Source organism: Bradyrhizobium sp. Arg816, from assembly GCF_029989365.1.
Taxonomy (GTDB): domain Bacteria; phylum Pseudomonadota; class Alphaproteobacteria; order Rhizobiales; family Xanthobacteraceae; genus Bradyrhizobium.
Window position 1 is genome coordinate 79,389 of the sequence record NZ_JAPRAQ010000028.1, and the last position, 22,648, is coordinate 102,036.

The 22,648-nt window shown below is 63.4% G+C and carries 22 protein-coding genes and 1 tRNA gene; 7 read left to right on the forward strand and 16 right to left on the reverse strand.

Features of this window, described 5'->3' with window-relative positions:
* Positions 1 to 143: 143 nt before the first annotated feature.
* From OWC48_RS39510 to mobB, 5 genes are all read right to left on the reverse strand, one after another.
* Entirely contained in the window at positions 144 to 416 is a 273-nt protein-coding gene (locus tag OWC48_RS39510; RefSeq protein WP_212454539.1) for a hypothetical protein, read from the reverse strand.
* A 110-nt stretch (positions 417 to 526) separates the two neighbouring features.
* Positions 527 to 2,182, reverse strand: coding sequence for an OFA family MFS transporter (locus tag OWC48_RS39515; RefSeq protein ID WP_282524848.1), 1,656 nt, complete (start codon positions 2,180 to 2,182; stop codon positions 527 to 529).
* Positions 2,183 to 2,504: 322 nt separating this feature from the next.
* Positions 2,505 to 2,768 (reverse strand): sulfurtransferase TusA family protein, encoded by a 264-nt coding sequence (locus OWC48_RS39520; RefSeq protein WP_014497569.1) that lies wholly within the window; start codon positions 2,766 to 2,768, stop codon positions 2,505 to 2,507.
* Positions 2,769 to 2,812: 44 nt separating this feature from the next.
* Positions 2,813 to 4,069, reverse strand: coding sequence for a gephyrin-like molybdotransferase Glp (gene glp, locus OWC48_RS39525; RefSeq protein ID WP_282524849.1), 1,257 nt, complete (start codon positions 4,067 to 4,069; stop codon positions 2,813 to 2,815).
* 9 nt (positions 4,070 to 4,078) lie between these two features.
* Positions 4,079 to 4,606 (reverse strand): molybdopterin-guanine dinucleotide biosynthesis protein B, encoded by a 528-nt coding sequence (gene mobB / locus OWC48_RS39530; RefSeq protein WP_282524850.1) that lies wholly within the window; start codon positions 4,604 to 4,606, stop codon positions 4,079 to 4,081.
* A gap of 107 nt (positions 4,607 to 4,713) precedes the next feature.
* Here mobB and fdhD point away from each other — a divergent pair, with 107 nt between their 5' ends.
* Both fdhD and mobA read left to right on the forward strand, forming a co-directional pair.
* Entirely contained in the window at positions 4,714 to 5,604 is an 891-nt protein-coding gene (gene fdhD / locus OWC48_RS39535; protein ID WP_282524851.1) for a formate dehydrogenase accessory sulfurtransferase FdhD, read from the forward strand.
* Positions 5,591 to 6,226 (forward strand): molybdenum cofactor guanylyltransferase MobA, encoded by a 636-nt coding sequence (gene mobA, locus OWC48_RS39540; RefSeq protein ID WP_282524852.1) that lies wholly within the window; start codon positions 5,591 to 5,593, stop codon positions 6,224 to 6,226. The genes fdhD and mobA overlap by 14 nt, the downstream gene beginning before the upstream one ends.
* A gap of 33 nt (positions 6,227 to 6,259) precedes the next feature.
* On the opposite strand, the gene OWC48_RS39545 is transcribed toward mobA, so the two are convergent.
* The 4 genes from OWC48_RS39545 to OWC48_RS39560 are packed head-to-tail and all read right to left on the reverse strand — an operon-like array spanning position 6,260 to position 11,392.
* A complete protein-coding gene (locus tag OWC48_RS39545) occupies positions 6,260 to 7,390 on the reverse strand; it encodes an FAD-dependent monooxygenase (RefSeq protein WP_282524853.1) in 1,131 nt (376 codons plus the stop codon).
* A gap of 45 nt (positions 7,391 to 7,435) precedes the next feature.
* A complete protein-coding gene (locus tag OWC48_RS39550) occupies positions 7,436 to 9,385 on the reverse strand; it encodes a molybdopterin biosynthesis protein (RefSeq protein ID WP_282524854.1) in 1,950 nt (649 codons plus the stop codon).
* Positions 9,386 to 9,397: 12 nt separating this feature from the next.
* Positions 9,398 to 10,504, reverse strand: a complete 1,107-nt coding sequence (locus OWC48_RS39555; protein WP_282524855.1) for a molybdopterin-binding protein — start codon at positions 10,502 to 10,504, stop codon at positions 9,398 to 9,400.
* A gap of 54 nt (positions 10,505 to 10,558) precedes the next feature.
* Positions 10,559 to 11,392 (reverse strand): substrate-binding domain-containing protein, encoded by an 834-nt coding sequence (locus tag OWC48_RS39560; RefSeq protein WP_282524856.1) that lies wholly within the window; start codon positions 11,390 to 11,392, stop codon positions 10,559 to 10,561.
* A 326-nt stretch (positions 11,393 to 11,718) separates the two neighbouring features.
* On the opposite strand from OWC48_RS39560, the gene OWC48_RS39565 reads away from it, so the two are divergent.
* Entirely contained in the window at positions 11,719 to 12,612 is an 894-nt protein-coding gene (locus tag OWC48_RS39565) for a helix-turn-helix transcriptional regulator (protein ID WP_282524857.1), read from the forward strand.
* A gap of 97 nt (positions 12,613 to 12,709) precedes the next feature.
* The gene (locus OWC48_RS39570; protein WP_282524858.1) at positions 12,710 to 13,939 is read left to right on the forward strand and encodes an ABC transporter substrate-binding protein; all 1,230 of its coding nucleotides are present in this window, start codon (positions 12,710 to 12,712) and stop codon (positions 13,937 to 13,939) included.
* Between the two features lie 77 nt (positions 13,940 to 14,016).
* Here the strand turns inward: OWC48_RS39570 and OWC48_RS39575 are convergent, their stop codons facing one another.
* Positions 14,017 to 14,994 (reverse strand): TAXI family TRAP transporter solute-binding subunit, encoded by a 978-nt coding sequence (locus OWC48_RS39575; RefSeq protein WP_282524859.1) that lies wholly within the window; start codon positions 14,992 to 14,994, stop codon positions 14,017 to 14,019.
* A gap of 107 nt (positions 14,995 to 15,101) precedes the next feature.
* On the opposite strand from OWC48_RS39575, the gene OWC48_RS39580 reads away from it, so the two are divergent.
* A complete protein-coding gene (locus tag OWC48_RS39580) occupies positions 15,102 to 16,079 on the forward strand; it encodes a tripartite tricarboxylate transporter substrate binding protein (RefSeq protein ID WP_282524860.1) in 978 nt (325 codons plus the stop codon).
* Between the two features lie 348 nt (positions 16,080 to 16,427).
* Positions 16,428 to 16,503, forward strand: a tRNA-Ile gene (locus tag OWC48_RS39585).
* A gap of 17 nt (positions 16,504 to 16,520) precedes the next feature.
* Here the strand turns inward: OWC48_RS39585 and OWC48_RS39590 are convergent.
* From OWC48_RS39590 to OWC48_RS39615, 6 genes are all read right to left on the reverse strand, one after another.
* Positions 16,521 to 17,771 (reverse strand): site-specific integrase, encoded by a 1,251-nt coding sequence (locus OWC48_RS39590; RefSeq protein WP_282524861.1) that lies wholly within the window; start codon positions 17,769 to 17,771, stop codon positions 16,521 to 16,523.
* Positions 17,772 to 19,244: 1,473 nt separating this feature from the next.
* On the reverse strand, positions 19,245 to 19,448 hold the full coding sequence (locus OWC48_RS39595) for a hypothetical protein (RefSeq protein ID WP_282524862.1): 204 nt from the start codon (positions 19,446 to 19,448) through the stop codon (positions 19,245 to 19,247).
* Positions 19,449 to 19,515: 67 nt separating this feature from the next.
* Positions 19,516 to 19,698 (reverse strand): hypothetical protein, encoded by a 183-nt coding sequence (locus tag OWC48_RS39600; RefSeq protein WP_282524863.1) that lies wholly within the window; start codon positions 19,696 to 19,698, stop codon positions 19,516 to 19,518.
* A gap of 20 nt (positions 19,699 to 19,718) precedes the next feature.
* Positions 19,719 to 20,999, reverse strand: coding sequence for a type II toxin-antitoxin system HipA family toxin (locus tag OWC48_RS39605; protein ID WP_282524864.1), 1,281 nt, complete (start codon positions 20,997 to 20,999; stop codon positions 19,719 to 19,721).
* Entirely contained in the window at positions 20,989 to 21,327 is a 339-nt protein-coding gene (locus OWC48_RS39610; protein ID WP_282524865.1) for a helix-turn-helix transcriptional regulator, read from the reverse strand. The genes OWC48_RS39605 and OWC48_RS39610 overlap by 11 nt, the downstream gene beginning before the upstream one ends.
* A 514-nt stretch (positions 21,328 to 21,841) precedes the next feature.
* The gene (locus OWC48_RS39615; RefSeq protein ID WP_282524866.1) at positions 21,842 to 22,051 is read right to left on the reverse strand and encodes a DUF2130 domain-containing protein; all 210 of its coding nucleotides are present in this window, start codon (positions 22,049 to 22,051) and stop codon (positions 21,842 to 21,844) included.
* Between OWC48_RS39615 and OWC48_RS39620 the strand changes: the two genes are divergently transcribed.
* On the forward strand, positions 22,050 to 22,574 hold the full coding sequence (locus tag OWC48_RS39620; RefSeq protein ID WP_282524867.1) for a hypothetical protein: 525 nt from the start codon (positions 22,050 to 22,052) through the stop codon (positions 22,572 to 22,574). The two genes, OWC48_RS39615 and OWC48_RS39620, sit on opposite strands and share 2 nt — an antisense overlap.
* Positions 22,575 to 22,648: the final 74 nt, after the last annotated feature.

The following is a 22,648-nucleotide window of genomic DNA, read 5'->3' on the forward strand; positions in this document are numbered from 1 at the left end:
TCGTATCTCTTCTTTAGAACGAGTCCAACCCTAGCCTTTGGCATACCAGATGCCAAGAGAATTCATGCGTTCCGATAAGCATTTAAGGGGCATGCAGCCGCCCGGCTCCATGCCCCTTCATCGACCCTATTTGCGGCGCGGCCTCACGTCTTGTTCATGCACTCTTCGATGTAGAACCAGCGGTCGTCGCCAGCGAGGCCCTTGGACTTCACGTCGGCGCGGCAGGCCTTGAGCTTCGGCTTGTTGGCCGCCCACTTCGCCTTCATGTCCTTCAGCTTCTGCATGGTGAGCTTGATCTTGCCCGGCTTGGCTTCGGTCGTTGCGGCAGGCGCCGCCGGCGGCGTCGTCTGCGCGGATGCGGCATGAAGGCCAGCGACAAGCAACACGGCCACAAGGCAAATTCGGGTGCGAAGCATTTCAATCCCCCTAAGTCCCACTCTTGATTAAGTCCGACTCTCGATGATGTCTAAAAGGCGAACGCCGCGGGACGCCGATGATCAGCATCCCGCGGCAGTCTCAACGGCGATCAGAAGATCTTGACCGCGCTCTCCAGCGTCTTCCAGACACCCCAAAGCAGGGGAACGCCGACGAAGGCCCAGAACATCGCCGCCTTGACGTCAAGCCCGCCGAATCCGATGCCGTAGGAGCCGTGCGGTCCCGCGGCAGCGGCGCTGGCGCTCGCCGCTTGCAGCTTGGCGACGTCGGCTTCCTTCATGTGCCACTTCGAATCGACCGGCTTGATCAGGTAGTTGCAGATCAGGCCCGCGATCAGCATCGCGCACAGGATGTACATGGTCGTGTTGTAGAGCTGATCGCGCGGCACGCCCGCCGCGAGCTGGAACTCGCGGATGTAGTTCACCACGACGGGGCCGATGATGCCCGCGGTGGACCACGCCGTCAGCAGCCGGCCGTGGATGGCGCCGACGAACTGAGTCCCGAACATGTCGGCAAGGTAGGCCGGCACGGTGGCGAACCCGCCGCCATACATCGACAGGATGATGCCGAAGCCGAGCACGAACAGGAGCTTCGAGCCCATCGCCGCAAACGTCGGCGCCAGCGCGTAGAGCACGATGCCGAGGATGAAGAACGTGTAGTAGGTGTTCTTGCGCCCGATCTTGTCCGACAGCGATGCCCAGAAGAAGCGGCCGCCGATGTTGAACAGCGACAGCAATCCGGCGAAGCCCGCGGCGATCGCGGCGATCTGCGCCTTCTGCCCGGCGTCGAGCGCGTTGAAGCCGACTTCAGGCAGGCCGATCAGCTTGCCGGCGAAGATCTCCTGGAGCATCGGCGAGGCCATGCCGATCACGCCGATGCCGGCCGACACGTTCAGGCACAGCACCCACCAGATCAGCCAGAACTGCGGCGTCTTGTGCGCGTCGTTGAGATGGACGTTGCTCTTCGAGATCATCGCGTTGGCCTTCGACGGCGGCGTCCAGCCCTCGGGCTGCCAGCCGGGCGGCGGCAAGCGATAGCGGAACGCGCCGATCATCATGAACACGAAGTAGATGACGCCCATCGCGACGAAGGTCTCCCAGACGCCGACCGAGGTCGGGGTCTTGAAGTAGTTCATCAACAGGTTCGCCAGCGGAGCGCCGATCATGGCGCCGCCGCCGAAGCCCATGATGGCCATGCCGGTCGCCATGCCGCGGCGGTCCGGAAACCACTTCACCAGCGTCGACACCGGCGAGATATAGCCAAGGCCGAGACCGATGCCGCCGATCACGCCCGAGCCCAGCCACAACAGCCAGAGCTGATGGGTGTAGACCCCGATCGCACCGAGGAAGAGACCGCCGCACCAGCACAGCGCCGAGACGAAGCCGGCCTTGCGCGGGCCCACACGCTCCAGCCAGCCGCCCCAAACCGCGGCCGCGATACCGAGCAGCACGAAGAACAGCGTGTACATCCACCCCATGCTGGCGACCTTCCAGTCGCAGCTGGTCGTGAACAGTTCCTGAAACAGCGACATGTCCGGACATGCTTTCGGCGCGCTCAATCCGATCGCGCGCGACAGCGGCAGCCAGAACACCGAGAAGCCGTAGGCCATGCCGATGCAGAGATGGATGCAGAGCGCAGCCGGCGGCACCAGCCAGCGATTGAAGCCGGCGGTCGCGATGGTTCGTTCGCGATCCAGAAAACCTGCGCCGGCACCCGAAAGTGTTCCAGCGCTCTCGATTGTTGCCATGTAGTCCTCCCCTGCAGTTGCCCTTCTGAGCAAGCCTGCCGCTGCAATCCTGGTCCTCAGCCCATTGCGGTGCAGCCAACGGTCCCTGCTGCTCCGCACAATCATTCGACGCGCGCCAGGATCGTCACGCGCACCCGAGTCGTTAACCCCTCGAGCGGGGCTCTATGCCGATACACCGTGCAGGCTTCGCGAGTTTGGCCCGCTCATCCGCGTATCGCAGACAAAGCTCAACCTCCGCGCCTGCACGGAGGTTGTCAATTGGGGCAGAAGCCACGATTGATGTCGATAGACAAAAGGTAGGTATCAGCAGAGTGACCGCGCACTACGAACGCAGTGCACCATTGGTTTTCTCTATTGAACCATTGATCTTTTCTATCAAGAACACGATGCGCGCCTCGTTGCGCTCGGTGATCTCCACCGTGTCGCCCGTCTCGCGGATCAGGTTCGGAATGTCAATCACCGACAAGGGGTCGGTGCAGTGCACTTCGAGCTGATCGCCCGGCTGTAACGGTTTGAGCGCCTTGCGCGTCTTCAGGGCAGGTAGCGGGCATTTCAACCCGGTGAGATCGAGCGTGGTTCTGGTCATGGGCGCAACATGGCGGGGTGAGGCGATCGCGTCAACGCGAGGCCTCAGAGCAAGTCCGCATAGGACAAGAAACCTACGCTCTGTCCCGGCTCGACACGCGTGATGTCGTCGCCGAGTTCGATGAGGCCATCGGTCTCGACCAGTGACGACAACAGCCCTGCGCCTTCGCGCGGAAACTTGACCGCTTCCAACGCACCGTCCTCTCCGCGTCGCAACGAGCTGCGAACATATTCGCGGCGGCCGATCTTCTTCTTGTAGGTGAACGCGGCGCGCACCGGAATCGGCAACAGCGGCTCCGGCAGACTGCCCGCAAGCGCCAGCACCGTCGGCCGCACCACGTGGACGAAGGTCACAAAACTGGCGACGGGATTGCCGGGCAGGCCGATCAGCGGCGTGCCGCCGATGATGCCCATCGCCACGGGACGGCCGGGCTTGATTGCCATCCGCCACAGCACCAGCGAGCCGATGCTCTCGACCGCCGCCTTGACGTGGTCCTCCTCGCCGGTCGAGACGCCGCCGGTGGTGAGGATCAGATCGTGGCTGCCTGCAACCTGCTTCAATCCATCCGCGAGCGCATTGCGCTCGTCGCGCAAGATGCCGAGGTCGGAGACCTCGCAGCCGAGCCGGCGCAACATCGCCATCAGCATGAAGCGGTTGGAATCGAACAGCTGTGACGCCACGCGCGGCTCGCCGGGCGAAGCCAGCTCGTCACCGGTCGAGAACACGGCGACGCGGATGCGCCTGACGACGTCGAGCCTGACAAGGCCGAATGCTGCAGCAAGCGCGACATGCTGCGGCAGCAAGCGCTGGCCGGCCCGCAGCGCGACGTGTCCCTGCGGAATGTCCTCGCCCGCCGGGCGGACATTCGCGCCGGGCTTCAGCCCCGGCGGCAGCACGACTCTGCCGGCCTCATCGAGGCGAACGTCTTCCTGCATGAAGACGGTCTCGGCGTCAGGCGGCATCGGCGCGCCCGTGAAGATGCGCACAGTGTGGCCGGCCTTGATCGGCGCCTGCGCAAGGCCGCCGGCCTGGATGCGACCGTCGAGCGGGAATGCCCGTTCCGCGCTGTCCGGAAGGTCGGCATTGCGCACGGCGTAACCGTCGACGGCGGAGTTGGTGAAAGGCGGCAGCGGCAGGGGCGCCGCGATATCGCGCGCGAGCACGCGTCCATCGGCATCGACGAGCGCTACCGTCTCCAGATCGGCAATCGCGTTGACGCGGGTCGTGATCAGACCAACGGCCTCATCGACCGACATCATCGGTCCACCGAAGGCAAAGCAATCGTCCGACAGTTGCGCCATGGTGCCTCGTCAGCGTATCGCGGCGCTTTTTGCCACCGCTTCCTCGACCGGCATCGCCGCACGCAGCAGCAATGCCGCGGCGGCCTCGATATCATCGAGATGGACGGTCGGCAGGCGGGTTTCAATGGCGCTATCGGTCGCAATCCCGACAATCCCGGGATCATCGGGAAACAGCAGCGGCTTGCCGTTGCCGGCGCGATGCACCTCGATCTTGCGGTGCGGCTCGCGCTTGAAGCCCTCGACCACGACGAGATCGACGGCTGACAGCTTGCTCAATAGTTCCGGCAGCCGCGGCTCCGCCGCGCCGCGCAACTCATGCATCAGGGCCCAGCGGTTCGACGACGCAACCAGCACCTCGGCCGCGCCGGCCTCGCGGTGGCGCCAGGAATCCTTGCCGGGCACGTCGACGTCGAACTGGTGATGGGCATGCTTGATGACGGAGACGCGCAGGCCTTGCGCGTTGAAATGCGGGATCAGCCGCGTCAACAGCGTGGTCTTGCCCGCACCGCTCCAGCCCGCAAGGCCGATGACTTTCATCGCAACTCGATCTCCGCCAGCCGTGTCATGCGGCCGGAACCGCCTTCTCCATCGTCGTGAGCATGCTTATATCGGCTTGACCCGAATGTCATGCTAACGTCACGGCCATGATGAAGATCGACAAAGCCCCGGTGCCCCTGATCGTTCCGAACCCTGACGACCCGCGCCTGACGGAGCGCGTGACCGGCACCGACCAGGCCGGCGCCAAGATCGAGATCAAGGTGCCGATGGAACGGCCGCTGACGCTCTACCTGAATTCGCAGGAGATCGTCACCATGATGACGATCGGCGACTACCCGGAATATCTGGCGCTGGGCTATCTGCTCAACCAAAACATGCTGAAATATAATGACGAGGTCACCGAGGTCGAATACGACGACGACCTCCAGGTGGTGGTGGTGCGCACCTCACATCACACCAATTTCGAAGCCAAGCTGAAGAAGCGCACCCAGACCTCGGGCTGCGCGCAGGGCACCGCGTTCGGCGACCTGTTAGAGGCGGTCGAGAGCGTCGCTCTGCCGAAGGCAGAGCTGCGCACCTCCTGGCTCTACCAGATGACGCAGACCATCAACACCATGCCCTCTCTCTATCTGGAGGCCGGCGCGATCCATGGCTGCGTGCTGTGCAAGGAGGGCGAGCCGCTCTGCTACACCGAGGACGTCGGCCGTCACAACGCGGTCGACAAGATCGCGGGCTGGATGTACCGCCACGGCGTCGATGCCTCCGACAAGATCCTCTACACCACGGGACGGCTGACCTCGGAAATGGTGATCAAGACCGTGCGCATGGGCATTCCGATCCTGGTGTCGCGCTCCGGCTTCACCGCCTGGGGCGTCGATCTCGCTCGCCAGGTCGGACTGACGCTGGTCGGCCGCACGCGCGGCAAGCGCTTCATCGTGCTCGCGGGCGAAGAGCGGATCGTCTACGACCAGAACCTTGCTTACGTCGAGGAGGAATCGGCGAAGCACAAACGCAAGGGTGAAGGTGGTGACGACTGACTTTCCGGAAACGCAGGGCGTGCTGCTCGCAGGCGGCCTCGCACGGCGCATGGGCGGCGGCGACAAGCCGATGCGGACCATCGGCGGCCGCACCATCCTTGAGCGCGTGATCGCACGATTGACGCCGCAATGTAGCGGATTGATCCTCAATGCGAACGGCGATCCCGCACGTTTCGCGACGTTCGGCCTGCCCGTTGTCGCCGATGACGTACCCGGCTTTCCCGGGCCCCTCGCCGGCATTCTCGCCGCGCTCGACTGGACGGCGGCGAACCGGCCTGACATCGAATGGGTGCTGAGCGCCGCAGGCGACTGCCCGTTCCTGCCACGCGATCTCGTCGCGCGCCTGCACGAGGCGCGGGAACGCGAGAACGCCCAGCTTGCGGTCGCCGCATCAGGCGACCAGTCGCATCCTGTGATCGGCTTGTGGCGCGTCGCCTTGCGCGACCAGCTGCGTCACGCGCTGGTCGTCGAGGACCTCCGCAAGATCGACCGCTGGACCGCGCGCTATCCGCTCGCAACGGTGACATGGCCGGCCGAGCCGCTCGATCCGTTCTTCAACGCCAACACGGTCGAGGACATCGCCGAAGCCGAGCGGCTGGCCGCACTGGATGCGGCGTCCTGACAAGAAGCGTCGGCGCAAGTGCGAGCCTGCCGCTCAAGCCGCCAGCGGCACTTCCCAGGCGTCGTAACCGTAGACCCAGCTCGTATCAGTGCGCTCCTTCAGCCAGATGTTGGCGCGCGAGGTCTCCTGCACCCGCGTGGTACGCTCCTTGCGCGTCGCCTCGAAGCGGCGGAACGCATTGGCGACGCCGTCGCGGCCGACACCGTCGAGGCAGCGCGACAGCACGGCGGCGTCCTCGATCGCCATCGCCGCACCCTGCGCCATGTAGGGCGTCATCGGATGACAGGCATCGCCGAGCAACGTCACCTTGCCGTCGGCCCAGCGCTCCAGCGCGTCACGGTCCATGATCGCCCATTTGTGCACGTCGGGACAGGCGGCGAGCACCCGAGCGACCTGCGGATGAAAGCCTTCGAATGATGTGCGCAGATCGCGCACGTCGCCCTTCGCCGACCAGGACTCGATGCGAAAGTCCGGCTCGGGCTGGCTGGTGACGAGATAGACCTCGCTGCGGTCAGGCTTGACGTAATAGATCACGATATGGCGGTCCTCCCCCCACCATTTGGTGCAGTCGTCGATCCCTGCGCCGCCGAGCAGCGCGGCGGGATAGGTGGTGCGATAGGCGATGCGGCCGGTGAATTTGGCCGGCGCGGCGTCGAACAGGATATCGCGGACCGTCGAATGGACGCCGTCCGCGCCGACCACGGCATCGGCGACGGCACGCGTGCCATCCGCAAAGGTCAGCCGGACACCATCGCCGGTCTGGTCGAGACCGACGAGCTTGTGATTGAGCCTCACAAATTCGTTCGGCACCGCGCTCGCCAGCGCAGCGTGGAGATCGCCGCGATGGGCGAGCAGATAGGGCGCGCCGAACTTCTCTTCGGCGTTCTCGCCAAAAATCATGTCGAACTTGATGTCGCCGCTCTTCCAGTCGCGATTGTTCCAGGAACGAGGATAGAACGAGTGCTCGCGCATCCGCGCCTCCAGCCCCAGGGCGCGCAGCACTTTCATCGCGTTGCAGCCGATCTGGATGCCGGCGCCGATGCGGGCAAACTGGGAGGCCTGCTCGTAGAGCATCACATCGATACCGACGCGCCGAAGCGCCGCGGCCGTCGCAAGCCCGCCCATGCCGGCACCGACGATCGCAACCGAAAGCGGCCTTGCCATCGCGTCCCCCACCCTGTCGCGCGGCTTGAACGCCGCGTCGTCGATCTATGCAGGCCGGAAGCCCGCCCGCTCCAGCGCAGTACGCGCCTCATCCGAGCCGAGTGCGTCGAGAAAGGCCTGCACGGCCGGCCGCTGCTTGCGCGCCGTCACCAGCGCGAAATCATAATGCTCTTCCGCGAACGGAATGAAACCAAGGCCGACCGCATGGGCGACCGGCGCAATGGTCATGCCCCAGTCGGCGCGGTGCTGCGCGACAGCCGCAGCCACGGCATTGTGCGAGCGCGGCTGATTCCAGTAACCTTCCGGGCGCGCACCGCCGAGCAGCCGGTCGATCAGGATGCGCGTGCCGGCGCCCTGGTTGCGGTTGACCATGATGCAGGCGGAGTCCGCGAGCGCGGCGGCGACGGCTTCCTTCGCACCGAGCCCCTCAAAACGCTTGTCGCCGTTCCGGAACACGATGCCCTGCATCCGCCGCCAGCCCGGCACGAGCTCGAGACCGTCGACGAGATATGGCCTGTTGTAGGTTTCGGTCTTGTCGTCGAACAGATGGATCGGCGCGAGATCGCATTCGCCCCGCTTCGCCGCCGCGAGTCCGCCGAGGCTGCCGACCGCGATTGAGCGCACGGTCAGCCCCGCATGCGCGAGTTGCGCCGTGACGAGATCGAGGCCGGTGCAATGGCTGCCGACGATGACGAGATCGGGCACCCGCACATGCGGCGTGAACAGCGTCACCTCGGCGTCGGTGCCCGCCGGCATCTGGTCGGCGAGCGCGTCGATGCGCAGAAAACCGTCGGCCTGCGCGAACGATGTGATCGCACCGGACCCCTTGCCGGAGGGATAGGCGATCAGGCCGTCCTTGCCGCCGACCAGCGAGACCATGACGAACTCGGTACGGCCGAGTTCGGAGACGATGCGCACCGGCACGGTTGCGTTCACCTTGGCATCGGAGCGCGGCGGCAGCCCGGCCATTTTGCGCAACACCGGCACGATCATGTCGTGGAATGTGAACATCGCCGAGGTCGGAAAGCCCGGCAGGATCACCACCGGTTTGCCGTCGCACACCGCAAGGCACAGCGGCTTGCCGGGCTTGAGCGCGACGCCATGCGCGATGATGCCGGGCTGGCCGAGCCGGCCGATGATGCGATGGGACACGTCGCCCGCGCCCTTCGAGGTGCCGCCCGAGAGCACCAGCATGTCGGCGTCCACCAGCGCGCGGCGCATGGCGGCTTCGAGTTTTGCCTCATCGTCGGGAATGGCGCCGAGGAACACCGCCTCGCCGCCGTTCTCGTCGATCGCGGCGGCGACGATGGCGCCGTTGGTGTCGTAGATCGCAGCCGGCGCAAGCGCCTCGCCGGGCTGAACCAGTTCGTCACCGGTGGAGATCACGGCAACACGCGGCTTGCGCGCGACGGTCACCTCGGCGATGCCGCAGGCCGCCAGCATGCCGATCTCGCGCGAGCCGATGATCGTGCCGGCGCGCAGCAGCGCCTCGCCGCGCGCGATGTCGGAGCCGGCGTAGGACACGAACTGTCCAGGCGAAACGGCTCGCCGGACGTCGATCGCATCGGATCCGGCGGGCTGGGTATGCTCGACCATGACGACGGCGTCGGCGCCGCGTGGTAACGGCCCGCCGGTTGCGATCGGCGTTGCGGTTCCTGTCGCCACTTGCAGCTTCGGCGCGGTGCCGCAGTGAATGGTCTCGCCGTTCAGCACAAGGCGAACGGGCGCGCCTTCGCCGGCCGTGGCGAGATCGGCCGAGCGCACGGCAAAGCCGTCAACATTGGAACGGTCGAAAGGCGGAACGTCGATCGGCGCCGTGATGTCTTCGGCCAGCCCCGCGCCGAGCGCATCGGCAAGCTTGCGCGCCTCGCTCGGGACCGCGCGCGGGAACAACGCAGCTTCAAAACGCGCCAGCGCGTCCTCGCGAGAGAGGATCTTGAGGAACTGCTCCTGCTCGAGCGCGCTGCGGTCTTGCGATTGCGGGATCATCGTCATGCCAAACCCATATCATTCCCGCATCAGATAGGCATCGACCGGCGTTCCTGCCGCAAATCCCTCGTGGCTGGCGGGAACGAGCAGCCATGCATCGGCCCGGGCAATGGCCTGAAGCGGCCATTCCCCCACCGCAAGCGGGAGCCACGCGTGATGTTCCTCGGCCAGCAGGGCGATTTCGGCGATGCCGACACTGGATGCGATTTTTCGCGCAAGCGGCAGGGTCATGCGTCGGCGTAACTGCCGCGCCGACAGCCGATCGACGAGCGGCAGCACGAGCGCGAGCCAGGCCGCAAGCGCATGGTCGGGCGAGCCGGGCAAGGCGACGACGGGAACCTGTCCGAGCCGCCCGACCGCGGCGGTGCGCCCGGGCTGAAGCGCGAGGCCGTGGGCGAACACGTCACCATGCCGGGCTAGCGCGCTGACCGCGGCATCCCGGCGGCCGGCGCCGCTGCCGCCGATCGTCACGACGAGATCGCAGGTGAGACTGCCGAGCACTTCCGCGATCGATCCTACATCTCGCGCGGCAGCTTCGCGCGCTTGCACCTGCAGCCCTGTGGCGCGCGCGATCTCGGCAATCATGTGCGCCGTCACGGCTGCGCCCGGCACGTTGACGATGCCCAGCCGCGGTTGCCGTACGCTCAGCTTTTCAACACCGGCGGCGCGCGCGAGCAGCAAAGTGGCAGAATTGATCAAATGCCCTTCTGCCACGGCAGGCGCGCGCCCGGCGATGTCGCTTCCGGCGCGCCTGACGCCCTGTCCGGGCACGCCCTCCGCCAGCACCTGGGCGAGTGGACCCGACACCTCGACTGCGTCGGCATCGAGCACACAATCACATCCCGGCGGCATCGCGTCGCCGGCATCGACCCAAACGGGCGCCGTCATCAGAGGCAGCGGCGAATAGGCGGACGCGCCGACAATATCGTTGGCGCAGAGCGCCCAGCCATCCGCAGCGGCGATGTCGCGCGGCGGAGACGCCACAAGCAGCGGCGTCCCTGCCGCGATGCAGCCGGCGGCCTCCGTCAGGGGCAACTCGATCGTCGCGATCGGATCAACGCCTCGCAGCAACGCGGCGAGCGCAGTGTCGAGCGGCGTCAGCGATGGCGGCAGGCGCTGGGTCATGCGCCATGATGGACCATGCATCGCCCGGTTTGGCAACCGCTGGCGATGCGAAGATCAGCCGCCGGACTTGGCCGCATTGGGGAAGAACAGCTGCTGTCCGTCGACCTTGTAGCCGGCGATCGCCGCCTGCCCCTCCGGCGAGATCAGCCAGTCGATGAAGGTCTGCCCCAGCTCCTTCTTCACGTTCGGAAATTTTTCGGAGTTCACCAGCATCGCGCCGTACTGATTGAGCAGCCGCTTGTCGCCTTCGACGACGATGTCGAGATCGCCGCGATCCTTGAAGGCGATCCAGCTGCCGCGGTCGGACAGCACATAGGCGTTCGCCGTGCGCGCCGCGTCGAGGGCTGCGTCCATCCCTTGCTTGACTTCGCGATACCATGCGCCCTTGGCAGCAGCGATATCGATGCCGGCGACGATCCAGAGCGCGAGCTCCGCGCCATGGGTGCCCGAGCGATCGCCGCGCGTCACGAACGGCGCGCCCTTGGCCTCGATCGCCTTCAGCGCAGTGGCGATGTCCTTGCCTTTCACGGCGGCGGGATCGCTCTTCGGTCCGATCAGCACATAGTCGTTGTACATCACGTCAAAACGCTTCTCGCCAAAACCGTCGGCGACGAACTTCTCCTCCTGCGGCCGTGCGTGCATCAGCACGACGTCGACCTCGCCCCTGCGCGCGCCGTCGAGCACTTCATCGGCGCGCCGCGCGATCACCGTCACCTCGATGCCGGTCTTCTCGCGGAAGATCGGCAGCAGATGATCGAGCAGGCCGGACTCCTGTGTCGCCGTGGTCGAGGCCAGCACGATCGCGCGGTCCTCCGCAAATGACGCCGCCATGCCCGCGGCGAGGCCGCAGAGAAGCGCGAGTGCAACGGACAGGCGGCGGACGACCATGATCGGGTTCCCATTGGCTATGACGCAATCATGATGATGATCGATTGCGCCACACTCGTGACGCGTTTGCGCGTTGCGCTCCTCACTCGGGACATTTCGGCAATGCGGCTCGCGCGGTGCGCCCATTGCAATTGCGAGCGCGACGGCCGCAAGGCCCGCGCCACGCGGGTGCTTGGGGATCGCTCACCAAAGCAGAGATCGCGCGTGAGGATGTGTTGCAAAGCAGCGAGATGATCGGGCATGGTCCTGGCGGACGTAAATTGAAATGCAGAATTCCACCTGCGTCGAACGCCAAAAAGAAGCAAGAATTTGCATAGGAATGCAGGATGGAATTCCTGACGACCAGCGAAGCCGCCGACTACCTTCGGCTCGGTGAACGCAAGCTCTACGAACTCGTCACCACCGGCGCGATTCCCTGCACCAAGGTGACCGGGAAGTGGCTCTTCCCGCGGCACGAGCTCGACCTCTGGGTCCTGTCGGGACTGGCGCGTCCGGCCGGCATGCTGACTGCGGAGCCGCCGCCGGTGGTGGGCGGCAGCCAGGACGAGCTTTTGGACTGGAGCCTGCGTGAATCCGGCTCGGGCCTGGGATCGATGAGCGAGGGCAGCGCGCGCGGGCTCGAGCGCTTGCAGCGCGACGAGGTGATGGCGGTGGCGGTGCACTTCCACAGCCTGGAGGCCGACGGCAATCTTGCCACCGACGCCAGTGCGACGGCGCTGCGTGACGCTCCGGACCTGCATGATGCGGTGCTGGTCGCATTCGTGCGCCGCGAGCAGGGTCTCGTGCTGCCGCCGGGCAATCCGAAGCGGCTGCGCGGCCTCTCCGACGTGCTTGCGCTCGGTGTCAGGATGGCGATGCGACAACAGGGCACAGGCGCACAGATGCTGCTCGACGTGCTGTTGAAGCGCGCCGGCGCCGCGACGCGCGATCTGCGCCGGGTCGAGACGCCGGCCCTCACCGGGCCGGATCTCGCCGAGATCGTCCGCGCGGGACAGGCCGATTGCGGAATCGCGACGCGTGCAGCGGCGCGCTCGGCCGGGCTCGACTTCGTGCCGCTGGTCTGGGAGAATTTTGATCTCGCAATGCGGCAACGCAGCTATTTCCGCCCGCCGATGCAGGCCCTGATCCGGTTCCTCAGCGAAAGGCGGCTGCGGCAGCGCGCCGAGGAGCTGACCGGCTACGATCCCTCGCCGGCGGGGCAGATCCGCTTCGCGGCCTGACGTTGACGCCCGCCCCCAAATAGTTGCAAAAGAAACCAATTCAGCCGGGCATACCCGGGCAACACCGGCCAACGAGCCGGATCAGGGGAGGACAAGCGTGAATCCAACGAGATTTGGACTGCCGGTCGCGGCCGGCTTTGTCGCGACGTGCTTGACGGCGGCGCTGCTGCCGGGTGCGGCGTCGGCGCAGGTTTCCGATGACATCGTCAAGATCGGCGTGCTCACCGACATGAACGGCCCCGCCTCCGCGCCGACCGGCCAGGGTTCGGTGACGGCGGCGCAGATGGCGATCGACGATTTCGGCGGCAAGGTGCTCGGCAAGCCGATCAGCATCGTGATCGGCGACCACCAGCTCAAGGCCGACATCGGCGGCGGCATCGCGCGGCGCTGGTATGACGTCGATCAGGTCGACCTGATCGTCGACGTGCCGGTCTCCGCGGTCGGGCTCGCGGTGCAGAACATCGCCAACGAGAAGAAGCGGCTGTTCATCACCCACTCCACCGGCACGGCGGACTTCCACGGCAAGTTCTGCTCGCCGTATGCGATCCAGTGGGTGTTCGACACCCGCGCGCTCGCGGTCGGCACCGCGGATGCGGTGGTCAAGCGCGGCGGCGACAGCTGGTTCTTCATCACCGACGACTACGCCTTCGGCCATTCGCTGGAGCGCGACGCCTCCAGCGTCGTCACCGCCAATGGCGGCAAGGTGCTGGGCTCGGTGCGGCCGCCGCTGGCAACACCCGACCTCTCCTCCTTCGTGCTGCAGGCGCAGGCCTCCAAGGCCAAGATCATCGGCATTGCCGCAGGTCCCCCGAACAACATGAACGAGATCAAGACCGGCTCGGAGTTCGGCGTGTTCAAGGGCGGCCAGCAGATGGCGGCGCTGCTGGCGCTGATCACCGACATCCACGGCCTCGGCCTGCAGGCCGCCCAAGGACTGTTGCTGACGACGTCGTTCTACTGGGACATGGACGACAAGACCCGCGAATGGTCGAAGCGCTATTTCGCCAAGATGAACAAGATGCCGTCGATGTGGCAGGCCGGCGTCTATTCGAGCGTGATGCACTATCTCAACGCCATCAAGGAGACCGGCACCGACGATCCGCTCAAGGTCGCGGCGAAGATGCGGGAAAAGCCGATCGAGGATTTCTTCGCCCGCAACGGCAAACTGCGCGATGACAATCTGATGGTGCACGATCTCTGGCTGGTGCAGGTGAAGACGCCGGAGGAGAGCAAATATCCGTGGGACTATTACAAGATCCTCACGACCATCTCGGGCGACAAGGCGTTCGGGCCGCCGGACCCGGCGTGTCCGTTGGTGAAGAAGTGATGATGGCGAATTGCGAATAGGGAGTGGCGAATGGGGAAGGCTCCATTCGCCATTCGCCATTCACCACTCGCCATTCGCTACTTCACCACCCCGATCTCACGAAAATACTTCATCACGCCCGGATGGATCAGTTCCGGCTTCGGCGCTGCCGCGACGGTGTTCGACGCCGTGGTCTCGCAGGCCTGCGCGAGCTGCTTGCAGAACGTCGCCTCGACGCCGTGCAGCGTCTTCGCGAGGCGATAGGCGACGTCATCGGGCAGGTCCTCGCGCGTGAGGACGAAACTCCACGAGCCGAGCGAGGCGATCGGCTCGGCCTGCTTCGGATAGGAGCCGGCCGGCACGAGCAGCGGCTTCAGGAACGCATGCTTGGCGCGAATGCGCGTGATCTCTTCAGCGCTGGGCGCAATGAAGCGCGCGCCTGACGCACCCGATGCCACCGCGGCAAAACCGGGCCAGCCGATACCGGCGCCCCAGAGTGCTGCAACACGTCCGTCCTCGACCATCGCGGGGCCATCGCCGGCGCGGTCGAGATAGACGGCCTTGAAATCCTCGTCCTGCTTGAGGCCGAGACCATCGAGCACATAGCGCGCCAAGATCGGCAGGCCCGAGCCTTTGGCGCCGAAGGCGACGGGCTGGCCGACGAGATCGTGAATGGTCTTGTACGGACTGTCCGCCCGGACCACGAACATTCCGGGATTGGAATAGATCGCCGTCAAAATCTTCAACCGCACAGGCGCGCGGCCGATGCCGGCGAAGGCCTCATAGGCCGGCTCGCCCGCGACCAGCGCGAGATCGAGCTCGCCCTTCTCCAGCAGCGGAATGTTCTCATTGCTGCCCTTGGTGTTGCGGGGCGCGATGGTGATTTGCGGATCGGCCGCATTCATCACTTCCGCAAAAGCGTTGCCATAGAGCGGAAAGCCGCCGCCGGGCGTCGCGGTGCCCAGGCTGAGTGTGGTGGGCGGAATGGCGTTGCCTCCGGTTTGAGCAGCGGCGGGGCTTGCGAGTGGATTTGCGAGCAGCGCCGCGCCGAGAAGGATTGTGATTGCGAATCTCATGATGAGTCCCGGCCGCCCCGCGTCAACATCGACTTGCGGCGATGTAGGCAGCGGGTGGTTTTTGTGAAAGCATGCAGCCCAACGACAATAGAACAATGGGAGACGTCATGTTGCGAATTTTGCGTAACACTGTTTTTGGGCTGCTTTTTCTTTCAACTCTCCTCAACGCCTCCCCTCCCGCCTCCGCCGCCGGCTATCCCGACCGCCCCGTGCACTGGATGATCGGCTTCGCCGCCGGTGGCCCGGTCGACATCGTGGCGCGGATCATGGCGCAAGCGCTCTCGGATCGCCTCGGCCAGCAATTCATCGTCGAGAACCGCGCCGGCTCCGGCGGCAACATCGCGGCCGCCGCCGCGATCAACGCAGCCCCCGACGGCTACACGCTGCTGTTCGTCGCGCCCAACAACGCGATCTCGACCTCGCTCTACAAGAAGCTGCCTTACGACTTCCTGCGCGACACCGTGCCGGTCGCCAGCATCATGCAGCTCACCAACATGCTGGTTGTCTCCAACGCGTTTCCCGCGAAGACGGTCCAGGAGTTCATCGACTACTGCAAGGCCAATCCCGGCAAGATCTCGTTTGCCTCGTCCGGCAACGGCACCTCGGTGCACATGTCGGCCGAGCTGTTCAAGGTGATGACCAAGTGCGACATGGTGCACGTGCCCTATCGCGGCTCGGCGATCGCCTTCCCCGACATCATCTCCAACAAGGTGCAGCTGATCTTCGACAACCTGCCCTCCGCGCTCGAGCAGTCGCGCGGCGGCACTGTCCGCGCACTCGGCGTCACCTCGCCGCAGCGCTGGCCGACCGTGCCCGACGTGCCCGCGATCGCCGAGACCGTGCCGGGCTTCGAATCGGTCGGCTTCTACGGCATCTCCGCGCCAAAGGGCACGCCGCCCGAGGTGATCGAGATCCTCAACAAGGCCGTCGGCGAAGCCCTGAAGGACCCGAAGGTCATCGCGCGGCTGACCGAGAATGGCGGCATCCCGAAGCCAATGACGCCCGCCGAATTCGGCAAGCTGGTCGCTGACGAGACCGAGAAGTGGAAGAAGGTGGTAGAGTTCGCCGGGGTTTCGGTGGATTAGACCGGGCTCTAGCGGCGTGCTTACAGCTCGCCAGCAGGACATTGGAGGGGACGGAAGGCCCCCTCCAATCAAAAACTGCGAAAAACAACCCCATGCACAGTAGAAAAATCAAGTGATCACAAGGGGTTACGGAACTGAAAAAGCGAGCCTCGACGAGAGCGATTTGACCCGTCGGGCAAAACAGGACTATAAGGGCATCATCACCAATTTCGGTTATTCGAAAATAGCCCGGCGATGCTGCGCCAGGGGTTTCCATCCGCCAGAGCCAGCATTGCACCCCCGCCTCCATCCCTGTAAACGAACCGCGCACCGTTGCCGGCCGCGCATTCCCGCGGCCGTCTCGCGGCGGGGCCTGTAGCTCAATGGTTAGAGCCGGCCGCTCATAACGGTCTGGTTGCAGGTTCGAGTCCTGCCGGGCCCACCAACGAAATCAGTAACTTATCAGGCGCCGTTTCGTCTGATCGGAATCACCGCACCAGAAACCGCACCAGATACGTGCGCTTTTCGTTCGCCGGCTGGATCGCGCTTTGCGATTTTCTCGACGGCATCGGACAAATAATCGGGATGGTGATGGCCATAGGTGTTGAGCAGCACCTCAAGCGACATGCCTAGATAACCCGCTGCCTGCCAAGGGTCCGCGCCTCTCTGCATGAGCCAAGTCGCTGCGGTGTGTCGCAAAGTGTGAGGGGAGATTCCCGAACCAAGTCCCGCAAGCCGCACAGCGTTCTTGAACGCCGTCTTGACCGAGCTAACGGCTCTTCCGTTGTACTCGACGAAATGCTTCGCCTCTGGATCAATCCGGTGCCAGCGCCGCAGGTGTGCAAGCAAGCGCAAGGGGATCGGCACCGTCGGCTGCCGTTTGTTGGTTTTGGCGGTGCCCTGTTTCAAACGGTAATAGCGGCCGCGCTCCAGGTCGACATAAGAGCGACCGATCGCCGGAATGGGAGATGCGGCAGCTATAGCTCCTGCACGAGTTCCGCTGTAGATCCCCAACAAAATGAACCGCGCAAGATGGCGGAGGGGACGCTTGCTGGTCGGGACTTTTTCGTCGTCCAACGGCCGACGCGAGCCCTTCTGCATTTCGCGATAGCGCCAGCAGATCCAAATCAGTTTGGCCGCATCGCTGCGCGTCAGCCACTTGTCTCGCGGCTGGCCCTTCTCTGGCAGCGAGACCTTGACGATTTCTCGATGAAATCCTTCGGCTGCATGGTGACCAATGGCGGCGCGTACATCTTCGAGGTCCCGCCGGGCGCCTCCCTTTTTGCCGCGCCACTTGGTGTAGGAGCGACACGCCTCGCCATTGACCTCGCCAAGCATTTTTGCACCCCACCAGTCATTCAATCGCTCAATTCGCTTCTTGAACTTGCGGATATCTGGGACGGCATCTTCGCTTTCGCTATCGACGTTGAAGCGACTGCGAAGCTTGTCCAGTTGGGCATCCAAGTAAATCGAGAGGACGTCCGCGATTGCGATATAATCTATGTGGCGGATGCGTCGCTTTGGCGTGTGTTTGGAGGTTATGTAGTCCCTTAGTCTTTCCTCCGCGGCCGCAATCTCGTCTGCAGCGCAGCCTGTGCCGACATCCCGGCCGTTGTCTCTGATGATCCAGGTTGCTTGGTGAGTGATCTTTCCGCTCTTGTTTCGGCGCGCTGCCTTGAGTTGAAGTCTGGCCCCCTTGCTTCTTCGCGGCATAGCTCTCGCATCCGTTCGATATGCGCCAGCGTCGTAAATTCCTTGCCGGCAATCTTCTCAATAACCAATCGGTTACGATCGCGCTCGCGACGTAAGCCCGCGACCGTAATTCCTCCCAAAGGAAACGCGATCTTCACGGCATCAGCAAGGCGAAGAGGAGTATCGGGGGTTATTTCAGGTTGCGTTCGATTTGTCATCGACGCCTTGTCGAGTATTGTAGAGGGGGAGCTTACCGGTATCGCAACATTCGTCGCGGAGACCTACTCCGTGGGCAAGCTCCGCCCCACCTCTATCGCGCGCTCGAGCGTAGAATCGTACAAATAAGCAAAGACGAGAACAGCGGGTGGGAATCAGTAAAGCTCACACTCGCGTCTAGGCATGAATCAAGAAGGAGCCGCAGGTCAAGGTCGTCGTCCAGGAGCTTAGCGACACTGCCGCAAAAAGCATAGATCAGGTGCTGAATGCGCTTCCAAAAGGATTTCCGGAGAATGATTGCTGATGGCGCGAAGCGAGCGCCGCTGGCCGTACTCAAGAGTAGTGAATGATGCTCGGCCCGGCGGCGCCCCTCGTACGGGCAGCGTTCCTGACCGAGCCGGCGTTGCGGCCACAATGTCGGGATCATCAGTTTAATAGGCTGATACGCCGGGGCCGGTTGCCCACTTCTTCGTGCGGGACACGCTGCACGAAGCCATCGACGCGCTGACAGCGGACAGGGATATCGTCGACTCGCGCTTGCATGGCAACCGCCTTGCACAACAAAGCTCGCTCGCACGCCGCGATCGGGCAGATTCCAGGGAATTTCCGTTTAAAAAATTGCGGTTTCTCCGGCCGCGCGGGCGGGCGAGACCGGCTCAGATAGACCATTTTCGAGGACCGCCCGCCGACGGCTCGCCCCTCGAGCGCAACGGCTTCAGCGATTTGCCCCCTTCCGGCGCGGCTTTCTGCGGCCGGACTCTCGAATCGCAAGGCAAGGCGTGCGAGCGTGATGCGACCAGCGCCTCATGCAGGAGGCTGCGCGCGCATTGGTTCGTAATTTCTGATTGCCGGTCGTCAGATCGATCGCGTGTCTCATAAGCCAAGCAGGTGTTTCGCCGCCGAGAGGTTTGGAGCGTATTCCATTCTCAACGCAGCGAACTCGGCGGCGAGATCCGTTCTTAGGGCGCGTCCAACTTCACTGGCGTAGTCTTTCGTGTTTGAGGATGCAAAGACGACAACTGACGCCAGGCCCGCCTTGCGCAGCTCTGCCACGGCCGCGAGAGAAGTTCTCAATTACAACGCAGTTTCAGCCCTTGCTTGCGGGCGTCCGGGCCTCGTTCAGCCGTTTGAAGGCGCGGGACGTAGTCTCGTCGGCTTGAGGTACCGGGGTGGTCGCGCGCTCCGCAATCACCTTCGATCGAGACACATGATTATCGTAATGGCTGATATCGGCCACGCCGTGCCCGCCAAGTGCGACATTAATCGCATCGAGGCGTCTCAACCGCTCACGCAATTTCGAAAGCTCTTAACGTGCTCCATGAATTCCACCTGCACCTGTTCGGCAAGCAAACCCACGATCTGCGACGTCGATTGCAATGCGGACAGAATCAAAAGCGCAGCGAGCCGATCCGCTGGATTGGCGTTGTCCCGCGTCGGATCGCGCATGATGTCGAGGATAATGCAGGTGTCGAGGCACAGCACCGCCGGGCCCCGCGTCACGATGTCGGAGACTGGAAAAGCCATCACGCGCGCTGGGAATCGTAGGCTTTCAACAAATCAAGCCCGAACTCATATTCAATGACGAGCTTGAGGGCATGGTCTCCGCGTCTATCCCACGCTCCCATGGCGTTGCTGCCGCGGCAATAAGCGCCTCCCGCAGCTCTGCACGCTTGGTTTCGGGACCAAGGATGGAGAGATCCTGGAAGACTTCGATCGCGTGTTTGTCGCTCATGTGTTTGGTCTCCGATCGAACTAGCTGACCAGGCTTGTTATGGCCTGCGGCGCGCCAATGAAGGCGTAAGGATTGAGGAACTGGCGGCGCCAAAACAAATTTCGGTCCACTTGTCCAAGCGCTGCTTCGTCACAAACAGCTGACCAGCACTCCTTGATGGCCTTGATTTGATGCACGACAATCGCGACGGCTTCCGCCTCGTTGAGAAGAAACGACGGCGCGCCTTTTAGGCAGAGCCTAATCTGACTGTGTCGATCCTGGCCCAATATAAGCATCGCTTGCGTAGCCTCGCCGCCCGTGCGGCTTTGCGGGCAAATATCATAGGCAGGTGTGAGCGTCAGATTCGTGCCGTCCCAGAAGGCTGCGTGATTTCGGGCATGGTCATCCGTGTTGCCGCAGAGCACGTTGAAGACAATGCGCGAAAACAACTCCCGTAGCGTCTCCTTGGGTTCCGTAAAACGGTGGCGGATGGTCGTGGCGAGCTGTTCGTAGCTGGCGTACCGGGCCATCATTTCGTCCAGCTCAAGCAATGTTAGGGCGGATACCATGGCCTTGCGGTGCCATCCGCCGTTAGCCTTCGCACGATCGAAGCGCTCTATAAGGAGGATGTCCTTGCCCGCCACACGTTGAAGGCTCACAGGCGCGACGCGAAGCCCGGCCGCCGCGGCCAAGCGCATTGCGATGAATTCTGCCTTCACCACGCTATAGAGGTCGGTTTGCGAAGAAAACTTCGCGATGAATTTCTTATCATCGGAAGTAATCGTCGCTTTCGGGCGCGCCCCGCCAATGGAGCTACCGTGGAAAAGCGCCCGGTCGAGCTCGGGCGTCAGCGGCGCTCCTTGTTCGACGAGCGCCGCCGCATTCAAAAGCTCATCGAGAGAGGCGCCCTCGCCTTCACGTGCGACATAGGCGGAAGGCGAGGCTTGAAAATCGAGCGCGCCGATGCGATCCGACCCTGACTCGAGGAGGAAGGTCAGCTCATCAAGACTGCCCGCGTCAATCTCTTTCCCACGGGCGCCGAACTTCCGGTTGAGAATCACACGCCGGCCCCAGGCATCGGGAGCGGCGTCGCGAATACAGTTCGGCATGTTCAGACCCGCAAGAAGCGGAAGGATTCCGCTCCGGAGCGGCAATTCGGGCTGGTAAAGCGCAATGGCGTCCTTGCGCTCGATATAGCTCCGTCCATAGTTGAAAAGGAGCTGTTCGCCACGCACCGACAGAAGGCCTGCAACAACCGGTTTCGTCTGGCCCGGTAGCCAAGCCCAGACATAAGCCTCGGTGAATTTGGGATCAGAAGTCATCCTTGACCTCTTCACCCCGCCGGGCACGAATGGATTTAGGCAGAAGCGTCATGACTTCGCGATTGCTTTCGATCGCCTGAGACATTGTCGCCTGCTCGACGTCGAACAGCCTGACGCCGACAATTGCAGCGACCTCAAAGACAGCGCCAATGGTGGATCGCGGGTCGCCTGCCTCTACGCGCCGCAGCAGCCCGCGCGAGATTCCTGCCCGCTCCGCGACATTGAGCGTGCTCATCTTCCGTTCTATGCGGGCCTTGCGCAGGAGCTGTCCAAGCAGCACCGCAGCATCGGCTGCATAGGCAGAAATGGGATGGTGGATCTTAGCCATGGTTCATAAATCGATCGTCACGTTCTTCATGGATCATATATAGACCAAGGCCGCAAAATCTTCAACTGGCTGGTGCATAAAAAGACCAGATCAGCCCTTATGGTCCATTAATGGACCGTCCAGGTTCCAGAAAATCAAGGAGCTGGCGAGGACGCCATCAATCCCAGATGGCGCCTCAAAGGCGCCGGATTACGGAATCGACCCGGGAACATAGCATGAACACAAACGATTGAAAAACGTTCATGGCAGCCATATCCGGCGATTTTGAAATTGAGCCTGAATTCGAACGGGACCGAGCCGCATGTGGCTTGTCGAACTCGCCTTCTGGCGCCCTTCGACGCTCGCCGACCAAGGCTGCCGTTCTCAGACACGGTGCGAAGGGTTTCGACCTCAATCAGAATTGGGCTCTTGTCGAACAGAATTGGCTCTGTCCCGGTTGCCGGCGTAGCAAAGTCGATATCTTCCGCCTTTCCAGTCGCGGTATTCTGCTCGCCAATTTGGAAGAGCATCACGATCACCTGCGGGACAGCGGCCACGGGAGCACGTACCGAGGATGCGCAACCCAAATGCCCTCCATCAATTCGAAGCTCTCAACTCCCTTCGGCAAGACCTCGGATATGAGTAGCGCCAGCTCCGCCCTCGCGGATCGCCGATCTCCGCGCAGCTTTGGCAGCCAGGAATCACTCCAATTCTTGGTTCGTTTTCCCACCACAGACGGAGACATGATCTACGTCATTCAGCGACCGGCGGCTCTCTTCGACAGTTACAAGGCTGTTCCCCAACGTTTTCTGCGCGAAGCAGCAACTCGAATAGCAAACTTCGTCACGCTTCCGCCCCAGGCCACGCTCTATGAGGGCTTCCGAAGGGCGTTATCGTTCATTCGCGGCATGCCAGACACCGAAGCGCGTCTCATTGGCGATGCCTGGTCTCACAAGGACTCGGTCACCGCCCAGGGAATTACAGGTGCCTTTCTTGAGGCCGATTTGCTGGCAGAGCTCATTATTGCACGTCCGCACGTGGACGCCCGCTTCGAGCAGGAGCTCAAGCTCCAGTGGGCTCAGCACACGGCATTATATGCGGGTGAAGTCGAGCGAGCACATAGGCTTGCTGGATTTCTGCCTGCAACCCCACCGCAGATCGAAGAGTTGCAGACGATCGCGAGAAATCCCGAACTGAGTTCGAAATTTCTCGGGCTCGACGCCAAGACCTATTCCGAGAAGGACTTTCTCAAAGACCTGACAGCTTGATGCCAACCGTGCTGCGACGAAGATGTCGCAGCACGTCGTTGAGAAGAACCATCTTGCGGAAGCGCTCTTCCAAC